The organism is Pseudomonas sp. R-28-1W-6, from assembly GCF_009799925.1.
GTDB lineage: Bacteria > Pseudomonadota > Gammaproteobacteria > Pseudomonadales > Pseudomonadaceae > Aquipseudomonas.
In genome coordinates this window covers 575,261-602,215 of record NZ_WELK01000001.1, presented here as the reverse complement: position 1 = coordinate 602,215, position 26,955 = coordinate 575,261, and the positions used below count along the sequence as shown (strand labels likewise).

The following is a 26,955-nucleotide window of genomic DNA, read 5'->3' as shown; positions in this document are numbered from 1 at the left end:
GCGCGAACATCCTCGGATGGCTCAGCGCGCGAGCAGCTGGCGATAGACCCGGGTCATCTGCGCGCCCATGCGCTCGGCGGTGAATAGCTGCCAATAGCGTTGCTCGGCCCGCCACCCCATCTCGGCGGCCTGTTGCGGGTTGTTCCACAGTGCATCCAGCGCCGCGCGCAATGCCGGCGCATCGGCCGGGGGCACCGTCCAGCCGGTCTCGCCGGACTGATTGATGAACGAGGTGCCGGTACCGATCTCGCAGGAAACCATCGGTTTGCCGAACATCGCCGCCTCCAGCAGGGAGATGCCGAAGGCTTCCGAGCGCAGGTGCGAAGGAAACACGAAGGCGGTGCATAGCTGCAGCAACGCCGCCTTGTCCTCCTCATCGACGCGCCCGACAAAGTGCAAGTGGTTCAGCCCGAGCGCCTTGGCCTGGGCGAGCAGCTCCTGCTCCAGCGGCCCGGAACCGACTATCACGATGGGGTAATCCGCTCCTCGTGCCGCCTCGAGGAGCACATGCAGCCCCTTGTAGTAGCGCATCACCCCGACGAAGAGAAAGAACCGCGGCCCGCAACGCTCGGCCCAATACTGCAGGCGCTGCGCCCCCGGCACGGGGAAAGCCGCCTTATCCAGGCCATAGGGAATGACCTCGACCTTGTCCCGGTAGTGCTGCAGCACTTCGCTGCTTTCCAGGTAATTGGGCGAGGCGGCGATGATCCGCCCGGCCTTGTCGAGAAAACGGTGCATCAGCGGCCGATACAGGCGCAACAGATGCTTCTGCCGAACGATGTCCGAGTGGTAAGACACCACATAGGGCTTGTCGATCCCGGCCACCAGATGCAGCAGGTCCATGAAGGGCCAGGGGAAGTGGTAATGCACGATGTCGGCCTGCGCGGCCAAGGCCTTCAGGCGCCCCAGCGCACTGTAGGAGAAGCCGGTGGACGCCAGTTGCAGATCGAGCTTGGCCCGGTGCACCCGGTGGTTGCCCACCGTCAGCTGCTCCGGCCGAGGATCGGCGCTCAGGGTCAGCACCTCGTTCTCCACGCCGTGGGCCCCGGTGCTCTGGCACAGCTGGTAGATGACCTGCTCGATGCCACCAACGGTCTCCGGCAGGTAGGTCTTGAAGAAATGCAGGACACGCATCAGGCCTTCACCGCCTCACGGTATACGCCAGCGGTGATCTGCGCGCAGCGCTGCCAGGAATAGGCCTGTGCCTGCGTCAGCCCGGCCTCGCGCAGTGCCAGCCAGCGGGCCTGATCCTCGACCAGCAGCTGGATGGCCGCAGCGCACACCACCTCGTTCTGCGGGTCGATGTACAGGCCGGCCTCTCCCGCCACCTCCGACAATGCCGAGCCCCGGCTCAGGATCACCGGCGTGCCGCTGGCCATGGCCTCCAGCACCGGCAGACCAAAGCCCTCATACAGCGAAGGAAACAGCAACAGACGGGCCCCGGCGAACAGCTCGGCCAGAGCGTTGTCATCCTGGTAACCGAGCAGGCGCACCTGCTGGCTGGCCAGAGCGCGCTGCAGGGGCTCCGCCAGCTGCTCCGCGCGCCAACCGGGCATTCCCGCCAGGACCAGCGGATAGCGCTCGCGCAGCGCCGCCGGCAAGCGCTCGTAGGCGCGCAGGGCCAGCTGCAGGTTCTTGCGCGGCTCCAGGGTACCGACACACAGCAGGTAGCGGCCCGCCTGCAAGCCCAGCGCCGCCAGGCGCGCCGCCAGCTGCTCCGGCGCGCGCGGGTGGAAGCGCGCCGCGCAGCCCAGGGGGGCGACGACGATCCGTTCTGCCGGCACGCCGTAATGAGCACACACCTCGTCGGCAATGAACTGCGAATCGACCAGGATGCGCTGCGCTCGCTCGACCCCGCGCGCCGCATGCCGCTCGATCGCGGCCAGGCGGTCGGCCGGCTGCGTCTGCGGGAAGCGCACATGGGTCAGGTCGTGCAGGGTCATGACCATCGGCCCGTCGAACTCGAACGGCCACAGGCTGGGCTCGTGGTAGAGATCGGCGCACGCCGCCTTGCGACTGAAACGCCGCTGCTCGACCAGCCGGCGCAGGGCATAGGCATTCGGCACACCGCGCTTCACCAGCGCGCTCAAGCGCGAATAGCCGGGCAACGCCGCGGCCGGCAGTTGCGCCTGCCAGTTCCAGCCGTTGAACAGCCACGGCTCAAACTCGGGGTCCGTGGCCAGCGCACGCACCAGCTCGACCAGGTACTGGCCGATGCCGGTACGCGGTGCGCGCAGGATCGAGGCGTTAAAGGCGACCGATATGGACATCGGAACCCGCTGCCCGCTCGATGGCTCGGGGCGCACCGGTATGGCTGCGCACCCGCCCGATCAACTGCGCGGCCGAGTCCTTCCATGACAACCAGGACCACTGGCTCAGGCAGGTCGGCGCGGGAAATTTTCCGCTCTCTTCGAAGCGCCGCACCAGGCGACACAGCGACTCGGGCTCGGACAGGCCGAAATAGGCCATGGAGTCTCCACCAATCTCGCGGAACACCGGGATGTCGCTGGCCATGGCCGGCAGGCCACGCTGCATGGCCTCGACCAGCGGCAGACCGAAACCTTCGACATAGGATGGGAAGACCAGGGCGCGCGAATGGCTGTAGCAGTATTCGAGCTCGCGATCGCTGAGGTCGTTGAACATGAACAGGCGTTTGTTCAGCTGGGGGTGCTGCCTGATCCGCTCGATCAGTTTTTCGGTCTTCCAGCCGATCTTGCCGACAAAGCACAGCGCCACGTCACTGCCCTCGTCCCACAGCCGCTCGAAAACGTTGAGCAGATATACATGATTCTTGCGTGGTTCGATGGTGCTGACCATCAGGTAAACCGGACGCGCCTTGCACATCCGTCGTACTTCCTGACGCACCACCGCCCCCGGATGAGCCCGATCCAGCTCGCTGCCCAGGTGGAAATGATCGAACCAGCGCTGCTCGGCCATTTCACGTCCCAGGCGCCATTGCACCTCGCTACGCACCTGATCGCTAATGGTCTGCGAGATGGCGATGAAACCATCGGCCGTGCGGGCGATCCAGTCGAACCACTGCTCGAAGACACGCACCAGGCCTTCATCGCAAAACTGCGGGTGGGTCAGCGGGATCAGATCGTAGATGACCGAAACGATACCCACGCCCTCCCGCTGCAGGCGCTCGGCCACCGGAAAGAAATCGGCGTGCCAGGAGGAGTCCAGCAGCACCAGCACATCGCCGGGCTGGCAGGTCATTTCTACCGCACGGGTCTTGTCCACATAGTTCAAGGACACTTGTGCCAGCATTTTTTGCGGCACTGCCAGGCAGAAGCTGAGGGCCTTGCAGGGCAAGCGCAAAAGGAAGCGCAGTGTGGGCGAATGGTGGAACGGCCATTTGCGCTCGCGCTGCGCGTAAGCCAGCCAGATCCGGTGGCGCAGCCGGCCCAGGCGATCATGGGTCAGCGACAGCCAGGCCTGGCAGCGGCTCAACCAGCGGCCACCACGGGCCGGGCTGAGCTGCGTCACCCCGTAGACCTTGTCATTCTTCAGGATGACCGGCACACACTGCGTATCGCCATCCAGCGCTTCCAGATTATTGACGATGTTGCGCACCACTCGCTGGATGCCCGAGTTGTCCTGGGGGTGCTCGTAAACGTAGGTGCATTCAATGAGAAAACGCATGGGGTTCTCGCAAAAATAGGGACTCAGGCCGGCTGTGGCAGGCGCTGGATGCTGATATCGGCATCCAGCGAGGCGCAACCGACGAAATCGGGCTTGTTGATGTTGATCACATGGAACACCAGGGCGAAATCGCGCCACTCGTAGTTGGTGTCCAGGTGCGAGTCGAAGCGCGACAAGGACAAGGCAACCGAGTAATTGCCCTTGCCCAGATTCGCCGGAAAGGCGAAGCGATAGACGATGCGCTCGCCTGCCGAGAGGTTCTCCAGCTCGCGGTGCAGGCGATGGGTATTGATGCCATAGATCGCCTGCCCCATGCGATCCTTGATCATGAAGCCGAGCACCAGCCGAGTGATCGGCGCGCGCACCTCGACCGTTACCTCCAGCGTGGCGCGACTGCCGACCTCCAGCACTTCGACTCGCTGCCCCTGGGCATTGAGCAAGGCGATATCGCTGAAGCCGGCCTCACCGGTTCCGGAAATGGTGCGGATCTTGCCGTTGTCCAGGCGCTCCTGACGGACCGTCTGCTGCTCTTTCTCGGCCAGCATGGCACTGTAGAAGTCCATAACCTCTTCCGGGGCCCCCTCCAGCGCCAGCCGACCATGGGCCAGCAGGATCGCGCGATCGCAGAGGTTCTGGATGGCCTGACGGTCATGCGACACAATCAGCAGCGTGGTGCCGGACTTGCGGAACTCGCGGATGCGATCGAAGCTCTTGTGCTGAAAATAGGCATCACCCACCGACAGCGCCTCATCGACGATCAGCACATCCGGGCGCCGTGCGGTGGCCACGCTGAACGCCAGGCGCATCTGCATGCCGCTGGAATAGGTGCGAACCGGCTGATCCATGTACGGGCCAATCTCGGCGAAGGCCTCGATCTCGGGCATCAGCGCCTGCAGCTCCTCCATGCTCAAGCCCAGCAGCTGGCCGGCCATGAATACGTTCTGCCGGCCGCTGAAGTCCGGGTGGAAACCCATGCCCAGCTCGAGCAGTGCCGCCACTCGCCCCTGGATATGGATCTGCCCGCTACTCGGCTGGGTCGTGCCGGTGATCATCTTCAGCAGCGTGCTCTTGCCCGCGCCGTTGATCCCGATGATGCCCAGGGCCTCACCGGGATTGACGTTGAACGAGACATCCTGCAGCACCCACTTCAGCTGGTGACGCGGCCTGGAGAAGGGGATCAGCCATTCCGCCAGACGCGCCCAGCGGGTGGGGTATTGCTTGTAAGCCTTGCCCAGTTGAGCAACTTGAATGCTACCCATCAGAGTTCATCCACCATTTCACCGGAGCGCTTGCGGAACAGGCGCATGGCCAACAGACAGAGCACGCCAGCCAGCAGCGCGGACGGCCAGAGCGTCGACCACAGCGGCCACTGGCCATAGACGAAGATGCCCTGGTAGGCGGAGATCAGCGGCACCATGGGATTGGCTTCGATCAGCGGACGGATACCCTCGGGCAGGATCGACGCCGGATAGACGATCGGCGTGAGCCAGAACCAGAACTGCAGGAAGATGCCGACAAACTGCCCGACATCGCGGAAGAACACGTTGAGCACCCCGAGAAGGATGCCCAGCCCGATGGAAAAGGCGATCTGGATCAACAGCACCGGAATCACCCCCAGCACCGCCCAGCCCGGAAAGTTCTGCGTCACCAACAAGAAGCCGAGAAACAGCGCAAAGATGATGGCGAAGTTCAGGCTGGCGTTCAGCACCACGATCAAGGGCAGGCAGATGCGCGGGAAACTGAGCTTCTTGATCAGATTGGCGTGTTCCAGAAACACCGACTGGCTGCGCCCGATGACCTCGGCGAAGAACCCCCAGGCCAGGATCCCGGCGCACAGGTAGATGCCGTAGGCCAGGCCGTTATCCACGCCGGGCAGGCGGGCCTGCATCAGCTGGGAGAAAATCACCGTGTAGACGATGATCATCGACAGTGGATTGAGTATCGTCCATGCCGCGCCGAACAAGGAGTTGCGGTAGCGCGTCTGAAACTCGCGCTGGACGCTGCCCAGCACGAAACCGCGGTAACTCCATACCGCGCGAGCCATACCCAGCGCCATCAGAGCACCCTGCCGTACTGGTCTTCGAAGCGAACGATGTCATCCTCGCCCAGGTACTCGCCGCTCTGCACCTCGATCATCACCAGATCGATCACCCCGGGGTTTTCCAGGCGATGCTTGTGCCCCGCAGGGATAAAGGTCGACTCGTTGCTGTTGATCAGGCGCGGTTCGCCGCCGTTGACCACCTTGGCCATGCCCTGCACGACGATCCAGTGCTCGCTGCGATGGTGATGCATCTGCAGCGACAGGGCCGCGCCTGGCTTCACCACGATGCGTTTGATCTTGAAGCGCGGGCCTTCTTCGAGCACCGTGTAGGTGCCCCAAGGCCGCGCGACCGTGCGATGCAGGCGATAGGCCTGGTGGTTCTCCAGTTTCAGCCGTTTAGCCACCTGGCCTACTTGCTGCGCGCGGTCGGCATGCGCGACCAGAATCGCATCGGGCGTCTCGACCACGATCAGGTCGTCGACTCCGACCGTGGCGACCAGGCGGCCCTGGCTCTGTACGTAGGTATTGCGGCTATCGATGAACAGGGCATCGCCTTGCGCGCGGTTGCAGTCGGCATCCGCCGCCACCAGCTCACGCAGGGCCTTCCATGAGCCGATATCGCTCCAGTCGAATTGCGCCGGTACCACCGCCACCCGCGCGGAGCGCTCCATCACCGCATAGTCGATGGAGATGTCCGGCAATGCCGCAAAGCTGGCCGCCTGCAGTTCCTGCATCAGCCCACCGGCATTGGTCTGCAGAGGGCTGTGCTCGATGCACACGCGCGCCTGCTCGAGCAGCTCGGGCGCATGGGCCTGCAACTCGCGGATCAGGCTACCGGCAGTGAAACAGAACATGCCCGAATTCCACAGGAAGCGACCGCTGTCGAGGTACTCCTGGGCCGTCACGCTGTCCGGCTTCTCGACAAAGCGCTGCACCTGGCAACCACCCAGCTCATCCAGCGCAGCACCCGCCTCGATATAGCCGAAACCGGTTTCCGGAGCAGTCGGGCGCACGCCGTAGGTCACCAGATAACCCTGCTCGGCCAGCCGTACCGCATGCTCGGTAGCCGCCTTGAAGCCCGCCAGGTCATGAATCAGATGATCTGCGGCCATCACCACCAGCACCGCATCGTCACCATGTTCGGCCGCCAAAGCCAGGGCGGCAACCGCCAGCGCTGGCGCCGTGTTGCGCCCCTGCGGCTCCAGCAGAAAACGCGCGCGGCACCCCGCCAGCTTGGCCTCGGCAAAGTGATCCCTGCTCTCGAAGTAGTGCTCGCGGTTGGTCACCGTGACGATCTCGCCACCCGCGCCAAGCAGCCCGGCGGCGCGCAGGTAAGTCTTCAACAGCAGCGACTGGCCATCCGGCAGGCGCATGAAGGGCTTGGGATGATCCTCTCGCGATACCGGCCACAGGCGGGTACCGGCGCCACCGGAAAGAATGACGGGAACGATCATGCGCCTTACTCCTTGCCGACGCGGCGCAGATCCGCCTCAACCATCATCTCGATCAGGGTAGAGAGGCTGGTTTTCGGCTGCCAGCCCAACTTGCGCTCGGCCTTGGCCGGGTTGCCCAACAGCACTTCGACCTCGGCCGGGCGGAAGAACTGCGGGTCGATGACTACATGCTCTTCATAGTTAAGCCCCACGTGGGCGAAGGCCAGCCGGCACATGTCGCGCACCGTGGTGGTGACCCCGGTGGCCACCACGTAGTCGTCGGCCTGCTCCTGCTGCAGCATCAGCCACATGGCCTCGACATAGTCGCCGGCAAAACCCCAGTCGCGCTTGGCGTCGATGTTGCCCAGGCGCAGCTCGCGCTGCTTGCCGAGCTTGATCCGCGCCACCGCGTCGGTGACCTTGCGGGTGACGAACTCGATGCCGCGCAGTGGCGACTCGTGGTTGAACAGGATGCCGCTGGAGGCATGCAGGCCAAAGCTCTCGCGGTAGTTGACGGTGATCCAGTGGCCATACAGCTTGGCCACCCCATAGGGGCTGCGCGGATAGAACGGGGTATTCTCGTCCTGCCGCTCTGCCTGGATCAGACCGAACATCTCGCTGGTCGAGGCCTGGTAGAAGCGGGTTTCCGGGCTGAACTGGCGAATGGCCTCCAGCAGGTGGGTCACGCCCAGGCCATCGACGATGCCGGTGGTAACCGGCTGATCCCAGGAGCTGCCGACAAAGCTCTGCGCGCCGAGGTTGTAGACTTCCTGCGGCTTGGCCTTGATCACCGCGCGCTGGATGGAGCAGGCATCGGCCAGATCACCCTCGATGTAGCGGATCTGGTTCTCGATCCCCAGCTCGCGCAGACGCCAGCGGGTATCCGAGCTGCGCCGCGCCACCAGGCCGTGCACCTCGTAATCCTTTTCCAGCAGCAGTTTGGCCAGATAAGCACCATCTTGGCCGGTCAGGCCGGTAATCAAAGCAACTTTGGACATTTTTATAGTTCTCTTGCTTCCCAGTCAGAGAGCACGCTCTGCAGGGTCTCCGTGATTGAAATGCTGGGCTTCCAGCCGGTGTCTTGTTGTAGTTTTTCAGCACTGCCGACGACCCGGCGCTGATCCGCTGGACGCAAGCGTGACGGATCTTGAACGAGATCAACGCTCACTCCCGCCAGCCTGGCCATCTGTAAGATCAACTCGCGAACCGTGCGTTCCACTCCCGAGCACAGGTTGTAGATTTCACCACTTCGCCCATGTTCCAACAGGGCGAAGTAAGCAGAAATCACATCGCGTACATCAAGAAAATCCCGGGTGACGTCAATATCGCCAACCTCCAGGGTTAGTCGTTGCGCCCCCGCGCCGACGCCGGCGCCAACGATCTGCTGCGCCATGCTGGGCACCACGAAACTTGCCGCCTGCCCGGGGCCAATGTGGTTGAACGGGCGGGCAATCAGCATGCGCCAGCCTTCGGCATACCCCCACTGCTTGCACAATAACTCCGCGGCAACCTTGCTCACCGCGTATGGGTTGCGCGGCTTCGGCGCCAAGCCCTCGGTGATCGGCAAGTCCGCCTCGGCGACCTGCCCATACACATCACCAGAGCTGACAAACAGAAAGGTGCCGTTGAACTCGGCACGCTTGAGGGCCTGCAGCAAGTTCAGCGTGCCTAGCAGGTTGACCTGCAGCGTATGCGCAGGGTCCTTGAAGGCCGCCGGGACGAAGGTCTGCCCGGCCAGGTGGATCACCGCATCCGGTACCCCCACCTGTAGCCAGGCATCCAGGGAGGCAGGATCAAGCAAGTTGTGCGGTTTCGCCGCCAGCAATTGCCAGGTTTCGCTAGACGCTAGCGCTTGCTGCAAATGCCCGCCGACAAAACCACTGAGTCCGGTAACCAATAGGGTCTTCAAGAGAGCGTACCCATCGAGTCGTTTAGCCACAGCTCCGTCAAATCAACCAGCCAGGCGGTCACAGCCCCCACGATCAGCCCCGCCAGGATTTCCAGGCGGCTGTGCCCCATGCGCTCGCGCAGTGGCTGGCCGACAGAGCGAACTTCATTGATCGCCTGGGCATGCAGCCCGACCTGGCGACGCAAGCTGTTGGCATCCAGCAACACGATAAAAGCCAGGGTAACGGCCACACCGAAGGCCGGCTCGGCAATCCCCTCGCGCAGCGCGATCAGTGCAACCATGCTGGCTACGATCGCACTGTGGTTGCTGGGCATCCCACCATAACCGATCAGATCAAATGCCAAACGCCTGGCACGCAGGGTGTTGACCGCGAACTTGATGCACCCCGCGCATAGCCATGCAAATAAAGGTGTAACCAGGTAAGCAATTTCCATCTTCATACGGGGCTGCTCGGCCAAATGGCATAAGCGCTTACGCCACCCCAGACAACCACGGTGATCAGCAGCTGCCAGTCGCTCAACAGGGCATCGGTAGGCGACTCACCGGCCTCCTTCGCCTCGACGATGAACCAGTAGCGATACAAGCCATACAGCACCAATGGAATGGTCATGACCATTTCCGGGCGCGCGGTCATGACAAACAGGCTGTAGAACAGCAGAGCGCCGGTGGCCGCCATTTCGGCATACCGATCAATCAACTCCGGCGTGTAATGCTGCAGCACCTCGCGGCTTTCCGAACCGTTGCAGGCAAGCTCCTGGCGCCGCTTTACCGCAGCCAGGTAGAGCGCCAGGCACAGGGTCGTGACGAACATCCAGGATGATACCGGCACGTCAAGGGCAGTAGCCCCGGCATAGACCCGCAGGACAAAGCCCATGGCGATGGTGAAGATATCGATGACCGGCTGGTGCTTGAGCACGAAGGTATAGGCCAGATTGAGCAACATGTAGCCCAGCACCACGTAAACCACAGTGGGCAACAGCACCCAGGCGACGCCCAGCAGCCCATAGAGCACCAGAAGCAATACCGCGGCCGATGACACAGCGACCTGGCCGGATGCCAGTGGACGCTTTTTCGACTTGAGCGGATGGCGTCGATCACGCTCGATATCGTGCAGATCGTTGACGATATAGGTGGCCGAGGAGGCGATACAGAAAATCAGTGTGGCCAGCAGTACCTTCTCAATCGAGGCGATATTGAGAAACTCTCCGGCAAAAATCAGGGGAGCGATAACGAATACGTTCTTCACCCACTGACGGGGACGTATCAGGGTCAACAGCCCTCCGGCGAGAGCTAGAGGGGAGCGCGGCACTGCGGTAGCATGCATGCCTTTGGCCTCGGATGGCTTATTGGAATTGTTATGAAAGTTGCAGCTATCTACGCGCTACTAGCCGCGATTGCGACAGCAATCAACATTTTTGCACAGGCGCTATCAGTTTGGCTCTACTCTGGATCCGCCAGTATCGCCCTGTCCATGATGGTCGGTACCGGAGCCGGGCTGATTGTTAAATATGTTCTCGATAAGCGCTACATTTTTCGCTTTAAAGCTGTGAACGCCGCCCATAATGGCCGAATTTTCCTGCTCTACAGCCTCATGGGCGTGTTCACCACGGTGATCTTCTGGAGCACCGAGCTTGCCTTCCACTTCATCTTCCAGTCTGCCGAGCTGCGCTACCTCGGCGGCATCATCGGCCTGGCCATTGGCTACCTGACCAAGTACGAGCTGGACAAGCGCTTCGTCTTTCGCACGCCAGGAGTCGCCTGATGCGCATCAATGGCTGGGGCCGCTATCCGACCATCGACGCCAGCCTGGCGCAACCGGCAACACTCAGTGCCGCCAGGGACAGCCTGGCCGGGCTTGCCAGCCTGATTCCGCGCGGCATGGGCCGCAGCTATGGCGACAGTGCCCTCGCCGAGCAGATCGTCGGCACCAGACAGCTCAGGCACTTACGCAGCTTCGATGAAAACAGCGGGCAGCTCGATTGCGATGCAGGCATTACCCTAAGTGAACTGCTCGATGTGTTTGTTCCACGCGGCTGGTTCATACCGGTCACTCCGGGAACCAAGTTCGTCAGCATCGGCGGCGCCATTGCCGGCGATGTGCATGGCAAGAATCATCATCTGCACGGCTGCTTCAGCGAATGTGTCGACAGCATCGAGCTGCTGTTGGCCGATGGCTCGCTGATCTGCTGCTCGCGCAGCGAACACCCTGAACTGTTCAACGCCACCTGTGGCGGCATGGGCCTGACCGGCCTGATTGTCGGCGCCCAGCTGCGCCTCAGGCGGATTGAAAGCGCGTACATCGCGCAAACCACACACAAAGCCGCCAATCTGGAAGAGGTGGTAGCGCTGTTCGACACGCACAGCGCCGCCACCTACTCCGTCGCCTGGATCGACTGCTTGGCCAGCGGCAAGGCACTGGGCCGCTCGCTGCTGATGCTTGGTGAACACGCCCATGATGGCGAGCTGTCACTCGCCCCTAAACCAACCCTGAGCGTCCCGCTCGACATGCCGTCGGTTCTACTGAACCGTTATTCCGTGCAGGCATTCAACGAGCTCTATTACCAGCGCATTCGCCAGGTCGAGTCGCAGCAACGAGTCGCCTACGAGAGCTTCTTCTATCCCCTGGACGGCATCGGGCAGTGGAACCGCCTCTACGGCAAGCGGGGCTTTCTGCAGTATCAGTTCGTCATCCCCAAGGCAGTGGGGTTGGAGGGCTTGCGCGCGATCCTGCAGCGTATTGCGGCGTCCCGACGCGGCTCCTTCCTCGCCGTGCTCAAGGCATTCGGCGCCGCCAACGACAACCTGCTGTCGTTCCCTGTCGAAGGCTACACCTTGGCTCTGGACTTCAAATACGAAGCCGGCCTGCTGGAACTCCTCAGCGAGCTGGATGCCATGGTGCTGGCCTATGACGGGCGCCTCTATCTCTGCAAGGACGCCCGCATGAGCGAGGCCACGTTCAAACACAGCTACCCGAACTGGACACGGTTTCAGGAAGTTCGCGCGCGCTATGGTGCGCTGCATAAATTTGCATCCCTGCAATCCCGCAGACTCGGCCTGGACTAACCCCATGCAGAAAATACTCATCATCGGCGCCACTTCGGCGATTGCCGAGGCCGTTGCCCAGCGCTTCGCGGCCCAGGGCCACACCCTCTATTTGCTGGCCCGCGACCGGGAGCGCCGGCAAATGCTTGCCGCGGACCTGAAGGTACGGGGGGCCGGCGAAGTCTTTCAGGGCGAATTCGATGCCAATGACTTTGCCAGCCACGCCGAACTACTCAAGAAAGTGGTGACTGAAATGGGCGGGCTGGACACCGTCCTGATCGCGCACGGCACCCTTGGTGACCAGAAAGCCTGCGAGGCGGACGCCCAGAAGACGCTTGCCGAGCTCAACACCAATGCAATCAGCGTGATCTCGCTGCTCACCCACCTGGCCAATCACTTCGAGCAGCAACGTCATGGCAGTATCGCGGTGATCGGCTCGGTGGCCGGAGACCGCGGGCGACAGTCCAACTACATCTACGGCACAGCCAAGGGCGCGTTGGGGATATTCCTGCAAGGGCTGCGCAATCGCCTGCACAAGAGCGGCGTGCAGGTACTGACCATCAAACCCGGTTTCGTCGATACCCCCATGACCGCCAGCTTCCCCAAAGGCCCGTTGTGGGTCTCACCGGAAAAGGTTGCTCTGGACATCGAGAAAGCCATTGAGAAGAAAAAGGATGTGCTCTACACGCCCGGGTTCTGGCTTTTTATCATGACGATCATCAAGAGCGTTCCGGAAAGGCTCTTCAAGCGGCTTTCGCTTTAACCCTGGAAACTGCCCGAATGTCCTCAACAAAAACAAAAACCAGCATGTCCACGCACTTTCTTAGAACTGATGTAGGTAGCAGAGTGTCCACACTAGCCAAACATCGCTGGCTTGGCTGGTTCCTTGCCTTCCTGATTGTGGCTGTGATTGCAGGACAATCTACGCATAATACCGGCAGCGACCCCCGCGGTACGCTGCTGGTTAGCCAGGCCATAGTGCAGCACGGCAGCGTGAAGCTCGATGCTTATGGTGAGACGCTTCTCGATAGTTACGGGTACGTCATTCACCGAAAGAACGGACATTTCTATAACTATTTCCCTCTAGGGACTGCTTTAGTCAGCACACCATTTGTAGCCGCAGCCAATGTATTGGGCTTCGACATGACCAAGGATGAGCCACTCATCCAGATGGCGCTGGCAACGCTGGCCGCCCTGCTAATCACTTTCATTCTCTACAAAATTGCCAGACTCTATCTGCGCCAGACTGAGAGCCTGCTATTGGCCGGGCTTTGCTGGTTCGGGAGTTCACTGGCAAGCACTGTAGGGACCGCGCTCTGGTCACATGACTTTGCCTTCATCTTCTCCAGCACAGCCATTTTTCTGGTGATTCGCGGCCGTCAGCCAGAGACTTTACTGATAGCCCTATTAATCGGGCTCAATTTGTTTCTGGCTTATCTCTGCAGACCGACGTTGGCCCTGCTAGCGCCCTTCTTGCTGCTTTACTACTTCATCCAGGATAAGAAGTCCGCAGTACTTGCCGCATGCACTTTGGGGTTGCTGCTTCTCGGTTTCATGGGCTGGAGCCTGCATGAGTATTCACAGATCATGCCGGATTACTACCTACCGAAGCGCTTGGAGGGTGGGGACTTTGAAACGGCGCTATATGGCAACCTATTTAGCCCAGCCCGCGGACTGCTAATTTTTTCCCCGTTTCTTTTCGTCTCCATGCTCCTGATTCTGCTACAGGCAAGAAGCAATAGAGCATTGATGAAACTCGGCCTGATCAGTCTTATCTGGCCAGTAGTACACCTAGTATCTGTTAGCCAATTCCCCCACTGGTGGGCGGGATGGTCATTCGGTTCGCGCTTGATGGTCGACGCCCTGCCTGGGCTCTTCCTCGGACTATTCAGTAGCTTGGGCACCCTGCGCCAAAACAGCCACTACGCATATGCGGCAGTGCTTACCAGCGGCCTATTCGCCATCTACATCAATACATATCAGGCCCTGTTCAACCCTTACACCATGCAATGGAACGTCGAACCCAACATTGATCAATATCCCGAATATCTATTCGACTGGCGCTACCCTCAATTTCTCCACAGTAAAAGTCGTCACGAGGAGCGCCTTGTTGAATTTAACCGCCATCAACTACCGCCCTTCAGTGGACTTCTCGATATTCCCTATAACTCACCCCATGCCGCTTTCGATAGCTTTTACGGCTTAGAACCCGGTTTTCGCTGGAGCGAGGGGCAGAACGCCAGTTTAAGCCTGATGCTTGACAAGCAAGCACTAGTCGGCGAGGGCAATTTGCAAGCAGGTTTCTTGGGAAACCAAGAACTGACCATTCAGCTAAATGGTCAACAGGTCTACCAAGGTCGCATGGTGGGAGGGGAGCGGGATGTACGATTCAACTTCCCCCCTGCATTGCTACAGACGGGCCTGAATACATTTACCTTCTACTTACCTAATGCACACAAACCAGCAAGTGAAGACCCTCGGATACTGGCGATGGCTTTTCGCAAACTGTCCTTGAGATAGCATTGAAATGCTGACGTTTTTCTCAAACTACATTCACTGAATTCCTACGAAGAGGGCAGCGCCGGATCACCCTCGATGCGGCGCACGCGAGACATTTTCGATAGGAACGGCACTTCCACAAAAGCGTAGGTAAGGGATGACAACAGCAGGGTCAACGGAATAGCGATCAACAGTATGGTTATCTTGGTTGCTTCCGTCTCGACCAATAGCAGCCAAATAATTGGCCAATGCCACAGGTACAGACTGTAACAACGTTCGCCAAGGAATACGCACCAACGCGAGCAAAAGAAGCGCTTGAGGCAGCCATCGCGGGGTGATGTCAAAAGCAGAATAACCGCCGCCGAAAGCAACAACGCCAGCGATTGCTGCCAGAAGAAATAGGCAATTTCGCGCGGACGCCCCAACACCACCAAGAGCAAGAGAGCTAGCGCACATAGAGACAGGAAAGTATGCCACTCCCAACGGACTGCACGCTCACGCAGCGCTCCAAAACCTAGCGCCAGAATGCCACCCACCACAAATGCATCCATTCGGGTCTCAAGGGCATAGTACAAGCGCGACCACGGGACCTCTTGGCCGATCAAATAGTATCGCCAGAGCATCGCCGCCGCTGCAAGTAGAGCCAGCAGCACCAGTATATGAACCGACCGTAGACGCGCTGCCAAAGCCAACGAAAACATTACCGGCCACAACAGATAGAACTGCTCCTCGACCGAGAGCGACCACGTATGTCCAAACATGCTCGGGTATACGTAATCGTATATTTTTGTCCAGTTCGAATAATAAAAGATCGATGCAGCCGCATCCTTGGCAACCGGCGTGAAGTCATCAACACACCACCATGCAACAAACAAGCTCGACAGCACCACAACCAACAGCGCTGGATACAGGCGCAGTAGGCGCCGCTTCCAAAAGTTCAACAGCGCCACTGACCCCGTCTTTTCTATACCTCGCAGCAAAATGGACGTAATCAGAAAACCAGAGATAACAAAAAAGATATCCATCATAATTGGCGCGCCAGGGAACCACGGCAGATTGACATGTGCAACGATCACGCCCATGGCCATTACACCGCGCAAGCCATCCAGAGCCGGGAAATAACTGTCCTGTCTAACGTCACGCTTAATCACACCGACTCCTGAAGCTTAGAACCTATGGATCAGTACCTACGCTCTTTCTGCGCTTTTGGATGGATCCGTTTCCGAGCATTGTTTTTTTACCCATGCCAAGCGTGAGCGCTCATCCGTGTGACAGCATGATGTTAACTGTCGCTCCTGCGCTGCGAGCAGCATAACCCTAGCTCGTGCGGCGCCACGTCGGCGCATTGGCTCTTCGACATAGCGATAATTGAGATCCGCTAGCAGTAAAATAAAAATGCTTGAAGACAGCAACAGGAAAGGCACTACAGCCGAAGAATAGGTCAAGCCCTCAGCACCTAGATAGCGCATTGTAAGTTCATGGCTGAGACGAAATGCCGGCAGATGAATTAGATAAATTCCATAGGAGCGCTCACCTATCCACCTCATAACCCCCGTTAAGCTCTGATAACCGAAGAGATACCCCTGACCATAAGACGCGACCCAAACGATCAGAGCGGCAATCATCGCGAGCAGTCCCATATGGACAGGTAAGGCAAACAAGCGCGCGGGAACTACTACCAGCATACAGAGAAGCAAGAGTACAGCAATGAAGGCCAGAGGCTTATACCTTAACCAGTGAGGCCGAAGACTTTCGTAGTATGTACTACGAGAAAACATGAAAACGAGTACACCCCACGCAAAACCATCAATACGAAACGAAGCAAGATATTGCGCAACTATCCCTCCAAACGGGTCACGAGAGAGAGGAAACTGAAGAGCGATAACTAGAAGCAAAGCAACAATGCGCGCACGTCTTCCGGTAATCAGCAATAGAAATAGTGGCAACAAAAAATAAAACTGCTCCTCTAACGACAAGCTCCAATACACATTATTGGGTGCCAACCAGCCATACATATGTGCAATATTCGCCGTAAAGCTGACAATAGCCAAGGCACTCTTCAGATTCTGCTCAACATCCAAGAATGCTCCGGAGCGATTGAAATACTGAGCACAAAGTATGCCGAGCACCACCCACAGCCATGCCGAAGGCAACAAGCGATAACCACGCCGCAGCCAGAACGCACGAGCCGCCGGCCAGAACAAGCCACTGCTACGGTGATGGTCAAAATAGCTGCAGTAGCTTTTAGCAACTACATATCCAGAGATACAGAAAAACAGGTCTACCCCAACGCCAAAACTGGCGTACTGAAACAGAGGCGTAACCTTTTCGGCAATAAAGGGAGAAAGCAAGATAACATGGGAAATCAGCACCAAACAGATAGCAACTGCCCGCAGCTGTTCGATTTCTAGATTTTTGCTCTCACTGTGCACGCTTGCCACCTTCGCTCAGCCGAGTAATGGCGCAGCCACTATCCTGGCTCTTGCGCGGAAAACCATCCCAATCATAGATCGCCAAGTAGGCTGGAAACATTTCACTGTCACATAGCACCCGATAATCCACGGTCCTAGCCGGGAAAACCTGGATCACACTATGCGCCGACCCGCTCCACCGGGCACCGACTTCGGCAAAGTCGGCGAAGAAGTAGGGCTCAACACCCGAGTAACCGAACGAAACGCTGGTATTGGCTGGCAGAGTGGCGATGAATACCCGAACCTTGTCGATTTCGCTAGCCGGCAAGAAGTCACGCGCCAATATGCTTCGGCTCGGCTTGAGCGGATCGAACTCGGCAGTGTTGCGATTGACATAGTGGCTCAACTGCAGCAACAACAATCCGGCCACCAGCAACCCGCCCCACTTGGGCAGTGGTGTCACCATTGCCGCACTACTTGCTAGAGCTCCTAGCACTAGCAACCAGAAACCGAGATTGAAAGCAAAGTAGTACCACATGTTATGGCCATTCAGAGCCATGGCAATAAAAGCCACACCATAGAGTGACAGCAGGCACTCGGTGGCGAAACGACGGTGTAGCGACAGCTGAAGCAAGGGTATGCCCAGCAACATCAGCAGCAGCGTCCAGCCAGGACGCCCGCCCATGACGGCCGATCCTAACTTGTAGGCAAACTGGAATTGCATGTCCTGCCAAAAACCATGGATATTCTTGACCACATACAAGCCGTAACCCAGCACACCTAATAACGCGATAACTAGCGCCAGCAATTCCCAGGGGCCGATCACCAGGCTTTCCCGACGCAAAATTTTCCAGCCCACCAATACCCCGTACGGCAGCAGAAAATACACAGCGTTGAAGTGTACGGTCGCACTGAGCAGCACTAACGCCAAGCCCAAGGCATAACGGCCCTTCAGCGCGGCGAACAAGGAAAACATGAAGAGCAGGCTATACAGCGACTCCATGCGGGCAATATTGGAAATCGCCAGCGAATAGGGGGATAGGAATGCCATCAGCATGAGCAGCAGGCCCAGATGGCGACGCCACCCCTGCAGGCTATGCCGTAGCACTAGTAGCGCAACCACTCCTCCACCCAGGTAGAGCAAACAGGAGACCCAGCGCGATATTTCGAAGCTGTAGCCAAACAACTTGTAGACCGCCGCCAGCAGCAACATGAAGCCCGGCGGCATCCACATCACAACCCGCTCACTGTTGAGCCCGTAAACATAGAAGCTGCCCGTACGGCTGAATTCGAAAGCCTGCGAGATGAAGGCCGTCTCATCATTCCAAGGGATCGGGAACTCCATACCCAGCGCCAGTCGGACAAACAATACGACACCCGCGAACAACAACATGCTGGCAGTCGTAAACAGTGCATCCGGAGACAACGACAGGACCCGGCGGAGCTCACTCATTAAAAGGTTTCCGCGCAATAATAGCCTGACTCTTGGGCATGGCGTCATCCAGAGCCCGCTTTATGCGCGGACCATCCGGCGTAGACAACAGCAAATTCCAAGTTTTGGTCCAACTCTGCAGAAGAGGATGCCAAGGGGGGCTTAGATCCTGCTTACAAGCCCAAAAGAAGAACCACCAGAGGGACCAATAGAACCCGTAGCTGGTCCGGCGTTCGATCACCAGCCCCGCGTCCACGACAAGGCGCTCGAAGTCAGCTCGCTCGAACACTCGGATATGATTTGGTGGCTCAAAGTAGCTCGGCGGAGCCAGCGCACGCTGTACGTTTTCACCGACCGGATCGGGGACTGTCAGCAAGAACAGACATCCAGGTTTGGCTACACGCACCAATTCACGCATGAAGTCTCGCGGGTCCTCGACATGCTCAAGCACCTCCATCGCAATGACTTTGCTGACGCGATTATCTGCAAGCGGTATTGGCTTGGCATCAGTGACCAGAGGCAACATCGCGCGGGCCTTCGAGTTTTTTAGCATCTCGCTGACAGCCGCCACCTTGGCTGCGTCAATATCGGCAAAGATCACCTCTGCGCCGCGCTCCGCACAAAAGTGAGCGAAGGGACCATCGCCACAGCCTATGTCGAGAATCGAATCCTCCGGATTGATCATGAACCCTTCGAACAGCTCGCCAGTCTCATGCCGAAACCAGCCGCTCAGGTAAGTATCCGTCAGCGTGGAGTGCATCTCAGCCTCTGGCGCAGTATCGAGTGCTGCTGGATCAGATCCAGCGCTGTCGTGCGACACTGCATTGCGAGAAAAAATATTCTTCAGTTTGCTCAGCATTCAGCACCCAATTTCAACTTGTTCAAAACACCCACTCCCTATGGCCAACGACAGCTTGGCTAGCCTAAGCCGCGGGTTCCACTGCGGCCCTAATGGACCTGCGGCGCGATATCAAGGCCGTGCCATAATGTAATAATGGTCGTTCGATGATGCGAAAGTTGGCGTCCGCTAGAGCCAATACCAGCGGAAGTGCCAACGACATATAAGCCAGCACCACCTGAAGAGAAAAAATTGGGAAATACTCCAGCCGGTAGAAGAGTTCTTTTACGAACAGGAAGACTGGAATATGGATGATGTAAATACCATATGAACGACTGGCCAACCAGAGTAATGGAGTTTTCAGGGGGCCGCGTACCGTCAGCACATCCATGTTGTATGAAGCCACTGCAACCAGCAGAGCCAACAACGGTGCAATAAAGCTCATGAGGTAGAACGTTGGCTGGCGTAACCCGGAGACTGCCGCCATGATCATCACGCAAGACAGGCCAAGCAGCATGCCTCCGACAGACCCCAAGCGCTGCAATACCGAGGCGCCACGTTGCCACCAAGCTTTTTCACTGGCAATTGCGATCAAAACACCAAAAGCCAGTGCCTCAGTACGAAAAGCCATGGCCAAGGCGGTCGTTTTTGGTTGAAATACTTGCAATACAATCAGAATAATCAGCAACCATGTCAAATGGCGACGCAACAGAATAGCCAGTAGAGGGAAGACAAAATAAAATTGTTCTTCCAGCGAAAGACTCCAATAAACAAAGCTGGCACCAACTTCCCCGACGCCATAGTACTCAGCAAAGCGAAAATTCATGTATTTGAATAAGCTAGCGCTGGTCGCCGCTACGTTGGCATCCCAAGAACCGAAAACACCGCTTGTATTCCAGAACAGAACAGCCAGTAGGATGATTGCCAACCACAACCAAGCAGTTGGCCAAAGTCTCCATATTCGCTTCCGCCAGAAGTTCAACAAGATCTTTGAAGTCCCGCTCGAATTTTCGGCCTCTCTTAGGCGCGGCAACAAATCACGTGCGATCAAGAAGCCGGACAACGCAAAGAACATGTCAACACCGAAGCTCCCGCCCACGTACTGCAGCAAGCCATTCAATGCTGGGTAAGGCCAGGGAAAGAGCAGGACCAGATGCTGCAACAGAACAAACAACAGGCCGACCGCACACATCATTTCAAGATCGGTGATTCTCCCGCGCATGCGGGTCACCCCGGCTTTCGCGCGATAATGATCTGACTCTTGGGCAGCGCCTCATCCAATGCCTTACGCATAGGCGCGGCCTGCGGCAAGCTGATCAGCCGGTACCAGACCGACGCCCAGTCATCTAACAAGGGGAAATACGGCGGCTGAGCCGCGTCATGCGAGAATTTCTCCGGGCTGTCGGCCACCGCTTCCTTGCACACCCAGTACATGCACATCCACAGGGTCCAGAAAAATCCGTAGGTCGCCGTATTCACAATCTCCAGGCCCGCGTCCTGTACCAGCCGGGAAAAATCTTCACGCTCGAAGATATGGATGTGATTGGGGCGCTGGTAGTATTCCGGCGGAGCAAATCCCTGCTGCAGGCGCTCCGCCGCTGCATCTGGCACAGACAATAGGTACAAAGCCCCTGGCTGACCAATGCGGACCAGTTCGCGGAGAACCTCGGCAGGGTCTTCGACATGCTCCAGCATTTCCATAGCCATGATGCGGGTGGCGAAATTGTTTTCCAGTGGTAGCGGACAGCTATCCGATACTATTCCCTGACAGGCACGAGCAGGAGTGCTTGCGACGCGGGCGACTAGCGCATCAATTTTCTCGGCCATAACATCGGTGAAGACCACATGGGCTCCCCGATTGGCACAAAACAACGTGGCCCCCCCCCCACCGCAACCGACATCGACGACGATGTCCTGTGCCGATATTGGAAAATCGACGAACAGCTCGTTGCTATCACTCTGATACCAGCCACTCTGCACCGCATCGACCAACCCGCAATTACGCGCATCGACAAAGTTGTCGTCCTTGGCTCGCTCCAGCCAGGCCTCCAGCGAGGGCATACGAATCCAGTCCTGCATTAAGCCTTCTCCTTCTTCTGCAGTGAGTCGAACACTGCTTCCAGCCGCTGCCTGGTCACCTCTCGCGAGCAGTGGACGCGCATTCGCTCGATGGCATTGTCTGACAGCCGACGGTATTCACCCGGAGCCTGTCGGTAGCAGTTGTATGCGGCGATATAAGCACTGCGCAAAGAATCCCAATCGATCTGATGGCGCAATGTGCGGTACGCCAAGCGCGGATCATGCGACCAGGCCGTACCGTCTTCCCAGCTCGACACGACGAAGCCGACATCCTCATCCATGTAATCGAGCATGGCCGAATGACGCGGCGCCACGGCCGGCTTGCCACACGAAAGAAATTCCATCAGTGGCAGGCATTGCCCTTCACCATGCGAGGCATTAACGGCGAAGGTGCTGGCCTGGATGAGGCTGTCGAACTCCTTGCCTTCCAGGTAGCCCTGAAGCAAGACGACCCGGCATTTGAACTTTGGCATCCGCGCCAGCCAAATCAGCATGTCGTGCATGGCAGACTCGTACTCGCGATGACCCAGCTTGAACACCAAGGTGGCGTCTTCGGTGTCGCGGAACGCCGAGCAGAACGCGGTCAACATGTCCGCCCAGTTCTTGCGGCCATCGTAGGGATTGAACAACGCGGTAAACACCACGCCGGACAATTCCAGAACGCATTCACCCGGGGTCCAGGTCGGCATTTTCGGCACTAACCCTTGGATTCCAGGATGCGGCGGCTCCACAGGATTGCCAGGTTCCAGCTTTGCCTTTTCTGAAGCACGCAGCTCCAAACCCTCGATGGCAACCGAATGGGGGCGGCGCAGTGCATGCCACAAGGCCCGGGATGCCTGTTTCAGCCCTTGGCGCAGGTGGCGCCAACTGACTGCTACCGCTGAATCGGTTCGGTATGCCGGCACTGCAACCTGGGGCGCCTGCTGCCGGCGCATGGCGCTCTCATGCTCACGAATAGCCTGCACCACGCAGGCAATCGCCTCCTGCCCCGAGATATAGGGGCTGAGCGCCTTGTCGCTGGTATCCGCAACCACCCCTTCTGCAACCTTGATCAAGACCTTATCGGGGATCTCGCGCCTGTCACGACGGAACGCCGCAAACTTGTCCCAAACCGGTGAAGGCATGGAAACAATCGGGTAATCCTCACCCAGTTCAGCCCTTACACAACGCACGATAAGCTCAGAGTGGGTAATCGCCATCCCTAACCGGGCCAGCATCGCAGCCCAGTTCTGCCGCTCATCGCCTTGCCAGCTTTCATTGGGGATGCTGTAAAACTCCCAGGCGAACACTGGAATTACCTGGCACGGCAAATCCGTGGGGGTCTTATGCGGTGGGGTGAACGAGAGGAGAACGCAATCATCACCGGCCGAGGCGCAGGCCTCGTGCAATCGCGGGACTTCGGCCAGATCGCGCACTACAACCACTTCGGCAAATCCCTGCAGCACCGGCAGGAAGTCTCTCAGGACGAAGTAATAGCTGTAGTCCGGCAGGCCGAGGCTGGAGCCAATCGTTTCAGCGTTTACCGCCGAGTACACAAGAATTTTCATGCTTTGCCTTGCTGCTCATCCGGAACGCGAGTGGAGTCCAGAGCCTGGATGAAACCGGACAGTTGCCGAGCGACCTGATCCTGCGATGCGAACCCCTGCAACTGCGCATAGGCACTCTTCGACATCGCCCGATAGCGTTCCGGCTCCTCTCGCGCAACCCGAAAGCTCTCCCTGAATGCCGCCACCAGCGAAGCCCAGTTCAGCCGGTGCCGATGCGTCACGTAGATTCCCGAGGGGTCGTGCGGCCAGCAGAAAGGCTCCCGCGAGCAGTCGACCGTGAAAGCCAGGGAGTCCTGGATATAGTCGGCCATGGCAGTGTGCGTTGGTGCCAGAGCCGGGCACCCCGCGGAAAGGAACTCCATCAGCGGCAGGCACAGCCCTTCCCCGGAAGAGGCGTTCACGTAGTAGCTGGTAGCCTTGATCAGCTCCTGATACTGCCCCTCCTCGAGAAAACCATGCACAACCAGCACCCGGCATTTGAATGGCGACAGGCGCGACAGCAGGGTGATCAAGACGATCCGGTAATACTCCAGATCGTAATGGGTCATCTTGACCACCATGGTGGCCTCGGCATCGTCCTTGAAGGCCCAGCAGAAAGCCGCGAGGATCTCTGTCCAGTTCTTGCGGCTATCCGCCGGGTTCAACAGCGTGGTGTAGACGACTCCGGTTACCTGCAAATTGAGCGGGGTTTCCGTGAACAGTACGCCTGCCGGTACAGCTGGCTGCACGGGAGCGACCACACCCGCATCAGGCTGCGACAGCGGTTCAGTGGAGCCTCGCGGCGCACGCGGCAAGGCCAGTTCATTGCGCCACTCCTGATAGCGTTTCTTGCTCAAAGCCCAGAAATTCGGCGCCCTTCGGGGCAGACCATGGTCCGCACGCTCGGGATAGTTCTGCGGAGTATTTTCCGGCGCCAGGTGCTCGGTTTCCGGGACCAGGCCGTCGGCCGAAAGCCCCAGGATGGCACTGTCGATCAAATATCCGGTGAAGGAAAAATAGCGCGCATCGAGCAGCGGTAAATGACCATCGGCTTCAGTCAAATGAGCATAGTGATTCCATACCGGCGCAGGGATGGCGGCAACCGGAAAGCCGGGAGCCGCCCGTTCCACCAACTGCTGCGTCTCCCGGCTGGTGCAAATGGCCCCGGCAATGTGGCGGAAGACATATCGCCAGTCATTTCGCGGCTCACCGTCCCAGGGCTGGTCGGGTAAAGAGTCGAATTCCCAGGCAAACAGGCAGAGCGTCGGGCAGTCCAGGCCGACCGGCGTCTGATGGGGAGGGCTGACACTCAGGAACACCACCACCTCACCTGCCTCGGTGTACTGGTGGTACAGCCTGTCGACATCCGCCACCGAGTCCAGCACCACGACTTGAGCCACTCGCTCAAGTGCGGGCAAGAACTCCTTCAACAGAAAGTAATAGCTGTACTCGGGCTTGCCCAGGGAAGCGTGGATGCTGGCTTGGCTGATCTTGGAGCAAACGAGAATAATCATCTGTATCGCTTGTTGTTGGCATCGTGCGCCGATATTGCACTCGGATTCTTGTTATTCGACACAATCGTGGCCTTCCGGGCGAAGCCTGCTCGTCGTGTAGTCGTGCATAGCAGCAGTTATTGTTGCGGCTTGCAATAGCAAGCACGCCCCGAAAAGCATGACCGACAAGTCGACTTTCGCGACTGTGCACGGCGCTCCATTAATAGCGGCCATGCACCGCGACCCTCACGGCAGAGTTGAATTGAATACGGCTATTCCGGTCCAATATGACTATCCATTGCCTGCCTGGAGCCGCCATGCGCCATCTACTGCCGACCCTTCTCGCCGCCACCCTCTTCCTGGGCACCGCCAGCGCCCAAGCTCAATCGGTTGTCCGGGTGTTCAACATCACCACCAACGCCTTTGCCCGCAGCATCGACTTCACTTCCGACACCACCACCTCGGCCCGCGATATGAAGGTGGTGCTGGCCGCCCGTGACGATGCCGCCAGCTTCGTCGCCAGCGCCGGCGAGATCCGTGGCGCCCAGTTGGAAGCGGCGTTCGCCACCCTGCGCGAACGCCTGCCGGAAGCCCGCAGCGTCTCCGACCAGGAGCTGGCCGCAGCCATCCTCGCCCTGTGAGGACAACCGCCGTGCGCTGGCTGCTGGCCCTGCTGCTGGCAACTGCCACGGCAGCCCAGGCCGAGTTACGCCTGAGCCTGGACAGTGCCGGGCTCAGCAGCGCCGAGCGCCAGCTCAGCCAGCAGCTGATCGACGAGGCCCTGGACGCCCTGCCGCCCAGCTTCATCCAGCGCCTGGACCGTCAGATGTGGGTGCGCTGGGAGGACGATCTGCCGGCCAACGCCTACGGGCGCATCACCCGCCTCGACGCGCTGACCCTCAACGCCAGCCTGCTGCCGCGCCTGCTCGACCCGCAGCAGGCCAGCGCGCCGAGCGGGCGGCCGCACGGCAGCCTGCGCCGCGAAGTGCTTGCCACCATCGTCCATGAGCTGACCCATCTGTATGACCGCGCGCGCCTCTGGCCAGCGGCCGACAGGCGCCTGCTGCAACGCTGCCAGGCCAGCGTCGCCAGCAGCGGCGCGGTCGGCCTGGCAGATGAGTGCCGCGGCCAGGACGCCCGACGCTTCACCCTCAGCGACGACCCACGGCTGCTCGATCTTGCCGGCTGGCAGCAGGCGGTCGGCAAGCGCGGCGAGCGCGAGCAGGACAACGGCCAGAACGGCCGCAGCCCCGACCTGTACGAGCTGAGCAACCCGCGCGAGTTCGTCGCGGTCAACCTCGAATACTTCCTCCTCGACCCGAGCTACGCCTGCCGCCGCCCGGCCCTGCAACGCTACTTCGCCGCGCATTTCGCCTGGGCACCGAGCCAGCCGCAGCCCTGCGCCGCCGGCTATGCCTACCTCAACGCCGGCCGCGACTTCGCCCGCCAGCCGCTCGGCCAGCTCGATCCCGAGCGGATCTACCAGGTGGACTACCTGCTGGCCGAACCCAACCAGCAGTGGGCCAGCCGCTGGGGGCACAGCATGCTGCGCCTGGTCATCTGCGCGCCGGGGCGACCGCGCGGCCCGGATTGCCGCCTGGACCTGCAGGAACACCTGGTGCTGTCCTACCGCGCCTTCGTCGGCGACGTGCAGCTGTCCAGCTGGGACGGCCTGACCGGCGCCTACCCCTCGCGCCTGTTCGTCCTGCCGCTGGCCCAGGTGATCGAGGAATACACCAAGGTCGAGCTGCGCGGCCTGGCCTCGGTGCCGCTCAGGCTTTCACGCCCGGAGCTGGAGCAACTGGTCGAGCGCGCCGCCGAACTGCACTGGAGCTACGACGGCGACTACTGGTTCCTGTCCAACAACTGCGCGGTGGAAACCCTCAAGCTGCTGCGCAGCGGCAGCGGCCGCGACGAGCTGCAGGCCCTCGACAGCATCATGCCCAACGGCCTGCTGGAGATCCTCGACGGCCGCGGCCTGGCCGACATGAGCGTGCTGGCCGACCCGCGCGAGGCGCTGCGCCTGGGCTACCGCTTCGACTCGTTCCGCGAACGCTACCAGGCCATGTTCGCCGTGTTGCGCGCCCAGCTGCCGGTGCCACAGGAGCAGGTCGAGGATTGGCTGCAGCTGCCGGCCGAGCAACGCCGCAGCTGGTTCGCCCGCGCCGACCTGCGCACCAGCGCGGCTCTGCTGCTGCTCGAGCAGGCCGCCCTGCGCCGCCAGCTGCTGCTGGCCCAGGAAGATCTCAAGCAGCGTTACCTGCATGCCCGTGAGCAGCACCAGCCCGGCTTTGGCGCGGCCGACAACACCCTGCGCCAGATCCTCGCCAACAGCGGCTTCCTCAGCCGCCCGGCGGAACTGCTCGACGCCGGCTACGGCCTGCCGCAACGCAACGAATGGCAGCGCCTGGAGCAGGAGAGCACGACGCGCCAGCAGACCCTGCGCCAGCTCAGCGACGACCTCGACCGCGAAGTGCGGCGCCTGCTCGAACCGCAGCGCCTGGTCGAACTGGAAGCCGGCGAGGCCAACCTCAAGCAGCTCGGCTCGCACCTGCGCGGCCTGCACAAGGCCGGCGGCGGGCTGCTGCTGCCCTGAACGGCGGCGCT

At 59.7% G+C, this 26,955-nt stretch carries 23 protein-coding genes and 1 pseudogene; 6 read left to right on the top strand and 18 right to left on the bottom strand.

The window, feature by feature from the left end; genetic code table 11:
* Positions 1-21: 21 nt before the first annotated feature.
* From F3I62_RS02695 to F3I62_RS02650, 10 genes and pseudogenes are all read right to left on the bottom strand, one after another.
* Positions 22-1,134, bottom strand: a complete 1,113-nt coding sequence (locus F3I62_RS02695; RefSeq protein WP_160488137.1) for a glycosyltransferase family 4 protein — start codon at positions 1,132-1,134, stop codon at positions 22-24.
* On the bottom strand, positions 1,134-2,264 hold the full coding sequence (locus F3I62_RS02690) for a glycosyltransferase family 1 protein (protein WP_160488427.1): 1,131 nt from the start codon (positions 2,262-2,264) through the stop codon (positions 1,134-1,136). Before F3I62_RS02690 ends, F3I62_RS02695 begins: the two co-directional genes overlap by 1 nt.
* Positions 2,248-3,645, bottom strand: a complete 1,398-nt coding sequence (locus F3I62_RS02685) for a glycosyltransferase family 1 protein (RefSeq protein WP_160488136.1) — start codon at positions 3,643-3,645, stop codon at positions 2,248-2,250. Before F3I62_RS02685 ends, F3I62_RS02690 begins: the two co-directional genes overlap by 17 nt.
* A 23-nt stretch (positions 3,646-3,668) precedes the next feature.
* On the bottom strand, positions 3,669-4,904 hold the full coding sequence (locus F3I62_RS02680; RefSeq protein ID WP_160488135.1) for an ABC transporter ATP-binding protein: 1,236 nt from the start codon (positions 4,902-4,904) through the stop codon (positions 3,669-3,671).
* On the bottom strand, positions 4,904-5,701 hold the full coding sequence (locus tag F3I62_RS02675) for an ABC transporter permease (RefSeq protein ID WP_160488134.1): 798 nt from the start codon (positions 5,699-5,701) through the stop codon (positions 4,904-4,906). Before F3I62_RS02675 ends, F3I62_RS02680 begins: the two co-directional genes overlap by 1 nt.
* A complete protein-coding gene (locus F3I62_RS02670) occupies positions 5,701-7,140 on the bottom strand; it encodes a mannose-1-phosphate guanylyltransferase/mannose-6-phosphate isomerase (protein WP_160488133.1) in 1,440 nt (479 codons plus the stop codon). Before F3I62_RS02670 ends, F3I62_RS02675 begins: the two co-directional genes overlap by 1 nt.
* Positions 7,141-7,145: 5 nt before the next feature.
* Positions 7,146-8,117: a GDP-mannose 4,6-dehydratase gene (gene gmd / locus F3I62_RS02665; protein ID WP_160488132.1), complete on the bottom strand. Its 972-nt coding sequence runs from the start codon at positions 8,115-8,117 to the stop codon at positions 7,146-7,148.
* A 2-nt stretch (positions 8,118-8,119) separates the two neighbouring features.
* On the bottom strand, positions 8,120-9,028 hold the full coding sequence (locus tag F3I62_RS02660) for a GDP-mannose 4,6-dehydratase (protein WP_160488131.1): 909 nt from the start codon (positions 9,026-9,028) through the stop codon (positions 8,120-8,122).
* Positions 9,025-9,468 (bottom strand): divergent PAP2 family protein, encoded by a 444-nt coding sequence (locus F3I62_RS02655; RefSeq protein WP_218572685.1) that lies wholly within the window; start codon positions 9,466-9,468, stop codon positions 9,025-9,027. The genes F3I62_RS02660 and F3I62_RS02655 overlap by 4 nt, the downstream gene beginning before the upstream one ends.
* Positions 9,465-10,355: pseudogene (locus F3I62_RS02650) on the bottom strand (decaprenyl-phosphate phosphoribosyltransferase); the annotation flags it as partial. The pseudogene F3I62_RS02650 and the gene F3I62_RS02655, both read right to left, overlap by 4 nt.
* 30 nt (positions 10,356-10,385) lie before the next feature.
* Here F3I62_RS02650 and F3I62_RS02645 point away from each other — a divergent pair.
* Genes F3I62_RS02645 through F3I62_RS02630 form a run of 4 tightly spaced genes read left to right on the top strand, consistent with a single transcriptional unit; the run spans position 10,386 to position 14,590 of the window.
* The gene (locus tag F3I62_RS02645; RefSeq protein ID WP_160488129.1) at positions 10,386-10,790 is read left to right on the top strand and encodes a GtrA family protein; all 405 of its coding nucleotides are present in this window, start codon (positions 10,386-10,388) and stop codon (positions 10,788-10,790) included.
* Positions 10,790-12,091 carry an FAD-binding oxidoreductase gene (locus F3I62_RS02640; protein WP_160488128.1) on the top strand — a complete coding sequence of 434 codons (1,302 nt, stop codon included), beginning with the start codon at positions 10,790-10,792 and terminating at the stop codon, positions 12,089-12,091. The genes F3I62_RS02645 and F3I62_RS02640 overlap by 1 nt, the downstream gene beginning before the upstream one ends.
* Positions 12,092-12,095: 4 nt before the next feature.
* Entirely contained in the window at positions 12,096-12,833 is a 738-nt protein-coding gene (locus F3I62_RS02635; RefSeq protein ID WP_160488127.1) for an SDR family oxidoreductase, read from the top strand.
* Positions 12,834-12,850: 17 nt separating this feature from the next.
* Complete coding sequence (locus F3I62_RS02630; RefSeq protein WP_160488126.1) at positions 12,851-14,590, top strand: hypothetical protein; 1,740 nt, start codon at positions 12,851-12,853, stop codon at positions 14,588-14,590.
* Positions 14,591-14,634: 44 nt separating this feature from the next.
* On the opposite strand, the gene F3I62_RS02625 is transcribed toward F3I62_RS02630, so the two are convergent.
* From F3I62_RS02625 to F3I62_RS02590, 8 genes are all read right to left on the bottom strand, one after another.
* On the bottom strand, positions 14,635-15,720 hold the full coding sequence (locus F3I62_RS02625; RefSeq protein WP_160488125.1) for an acyltransferase: 1,086 nt from the start codon (positions 15,718-15,720) through the stop codon (positions 14,635-14,637).
* A 36-nt stretch (positions 15,721-15,756) separates the two neighbouring features.
* Complete coding sequence (locus F3I62_RS02620) at positions 15,757-17,001, bottom strand: acyltransferase (protein ID WP_160488124.1); 1,245 nt, start codon at positions 16,999-17,001, stop codon at positions 15,757-15,759.
* The gene (locus F3I62_RS02615) at positions 16,991-18,433 is read right to left on the bottom strand and encodes a glycosyltransferase family 39 protein (protein ID WP_178122485.1); all 1,443 of its coding nucleotides are present in this window, start codon (positions 18,431-18,433) and stop codon (positions 16,991-16,993) included. Before F3I62_RS02615 ends, F3I62_RS02620 begins: the two co-directional genes overlap by 11 nt.
* Positions 18,426-19,271, bottom strand: a complete 846-nt coding sequence (locus F3I62_RS02610; RefSeq protein ID WP_160488123.1) for a bifunctional 2-polyprenyl-6-hydroxyphenol methylase/3-demethylubiquinol 3-O-methyltransferase UbiG — start codon at positions 19,269-19,271, stop codon at positions 18,426-18,428. Before F3I62_RS02610 ends, F3I62_RS02615 begins: the two co-directional genes overlap by 8 nt.
* A gap of 64 nt (positions 19,272-19,335) precedes the next feature.
* Positions 19,336-20,472, bottom strand: a complete 1,137-nt coding sequence (locus tag F3I62_RS02605) for an acyltransferase (protein WP_160488122.1) — start codon at positions 20,470-20,472, stop codon at positions 19,336-19,338.
* Positions 20,473-20,477: 5 nt separating this feature from the next.
* Entirely contained in the window at positions 20,478-21,329 is an 852-nt protein-coding gene (locus F3I62_RS02600) for a methyltransferase domain-containing protein (RefSeq protein ID WP_256667597.1), read from the bottom strand.
* Positions 21,329-22,876, bottom strand: a complete 1,548-nt coding sequence (locus tag F3I62_RS02595) for a glycosyltransferase (protein ID WP_160488121.1) — start codon at positions 22,874-22,876, stop codon at positions 21,329-21,331. Before F3I62_RS02595 ends, F3I62_RS02600 begins: the two co-directional genes overlap by 1 nt.
* A complete protein-coding gene (locus F3I62_RS02590) occupies positions 22,873-24,369 on the bottom strand; it encodes a glycosyltransferase (RefSeq protein ID WP_160488120.1) in 1,497 nt (498 codons plus the stop codon). Before F3I62_RS02590 ends, F3I62_RS02595 begins: the two co-directional genes overlap by 4 nt.
* A 296-nt stretch (positions 24,370-24,665) precedes the next feature.
* Here F3I62_RS02590 and F3I62_RS02585 point away from each other — a divergent pair, with 296 nt between their 5' ends.
* Positions 24,666-24,989 carry a DUF2388 domain-containing protein gene (locus F3I62_RS02585; RefSeq protein ID WP_160488119.1) on the top strand — a complete coding sequence of 108 codons (324 nt, stop codon included), beginning with the start codon at positions 24,666-24,668 and terminating at the stop codon, positions 24,987-24,989.
* On the top strand, positions 24,986-26,944 hold the full coding sequence (locus tag F3I62_RS02580; protein WP_372240069.1) for a DUF4105 domain-containing protein: 1,959 nt from the start codon (positions 24,986-24,988) through the stop codon (positions 26,942-26,944). The genes F3I62_RS02585 and F3I62_RS02580 overlap by 4 nt, the downstream gene beginning before the upstream one ends.
* The last annotated feature ends 11 nt before the right edge of the window (positions 26,945-26,955 follow it).

Bases quoted from the DNA above. Each gene is read 5' to 3' on its own strand.
- gmd (WP_160488132.1), bottom strand. From the start codon at position 8,117: ATGTCCAAAGTTGCTTTGATTACCGGCCTGACCGGCCAAGATGGTGCT.
- F3I62_RS02670 (WP_160488133.1), bottom strand. From the start codon at position 7,140: ATGATCGTTCCCGTCATTCTTTCCGGTGGCGCCGGTACCCGCCTGTGG.
- F3I62_RS02675 (WP_160488134.1), bottom strand. From the start codon at position 5,701: ATGGCGCTGGGTATGGCTCGCGCGGTATGGAGTTACCGCGGTTTCGTG.
- F3I62_RS02610 (WP_160488123.1), bottom strand. From the start codon at position 19,271: ATGCTGAGCAAACTGAAGAATATTTTTTCTCGCAATGCAGTGTCGCAC.
- F3I62_RS02615 (WP_178122485.1), bottom strand. From the start codon at position 18,433: ATGAGTGAGCTCCGCCGGGTCCTGTCGTTGTCTCCGGATGCACTGTTT.
- F3I62_RS02590 (WP_160488120.1), bottom strand. From the start codon at position 24,369: ATGATTATTCTCGTTTGCTCCAAGATCAGCCAAGCCAGCATCCACGCT.
- F3I62_RS02595 (WP_160488121.1), bottom strand. From the start codon at position 22,876: ATGAAAATTCTTGTGTACTCGGCGGTAAACGCTGAAACGATTGGCTCC.
- F3I62_RS02640 (WP_160488128.1), top strand. From the start codon at position 10,790: ATGCGCATCAATGGCTGGGGCCGCTATCCGACCATCGACGCCAGCCTG.
- F3I62_RS02635 (WP_160488127.1), top strand. From the start codon at position 12,096: ATGCAGAAAATACTCATCATCGGCGCCACTTCGGCGATTGCCGAGGCC.
- F3I62_RS02605 (WP_160488122.1), bottom strand. From the start codon at position 20,472: ATGCGCGGGAGAATCACCGATCTTGAAATGATGTGTGCGGTCGGCCTG.
- F3I62_RS02680 (WP_160488135.1), bottom strand. From the start codon at position 4,904: ATGGGTAGCATTCAAGTTGCTCAACTGGGCAAGGCTTACAAGCAATAC.
- F3I62_RS02655 (WP_218572685.1), bottom strand. From the start codon at position 9,468: ATGAAGATGGAAATTGCTTACCTGGTTACACCTTTATTTGCATGGCTA.
- F3I62_RS02695 (WP_160488137.1), bottom strand. From the start codon at position 1,134: ATGCGTGTCCTGCATTTCTTCAAGACCTACCTGCCGGAGACCGTTGGT.
- F3I62_RS02600 (WP_256667597.1), bottom strand. From the start codon at position 21,329: ATGCAGGACTGGATTCGTATGCCCTCGCTGGAGGCCTGGCTGGAGCGA.
- F3I62_RS02585 (WP_160488119.1), top strand. From the start codon at position 24,666: ATGCGCCATCTACTGCCGACCCTTCTCGCCGCCACCCTCTTCCTGGGC.
- F3I62_RS02630 (WP_160488126.1), top strand. From the start codon at position 12,851: ATGTCCTCAACAAAAACAAAAACCAGCATGTCCACGCACTTTCTTAGA.
- F3I62_RS02645 (WP_160488129.1), top strand. From the start codon at position 10,386: ATGAAAGTTGCAGCTATCTACGCGCTACTAGCCGCGATTGCGACAGCA.
- F3I62_RS02685 (WP_160488136.1), bottom strand. From the start codon at position 3,645: ATGCGTTTTCTCATTGAATGCACCTACGTTTACGAGCACCCCCAGGAC.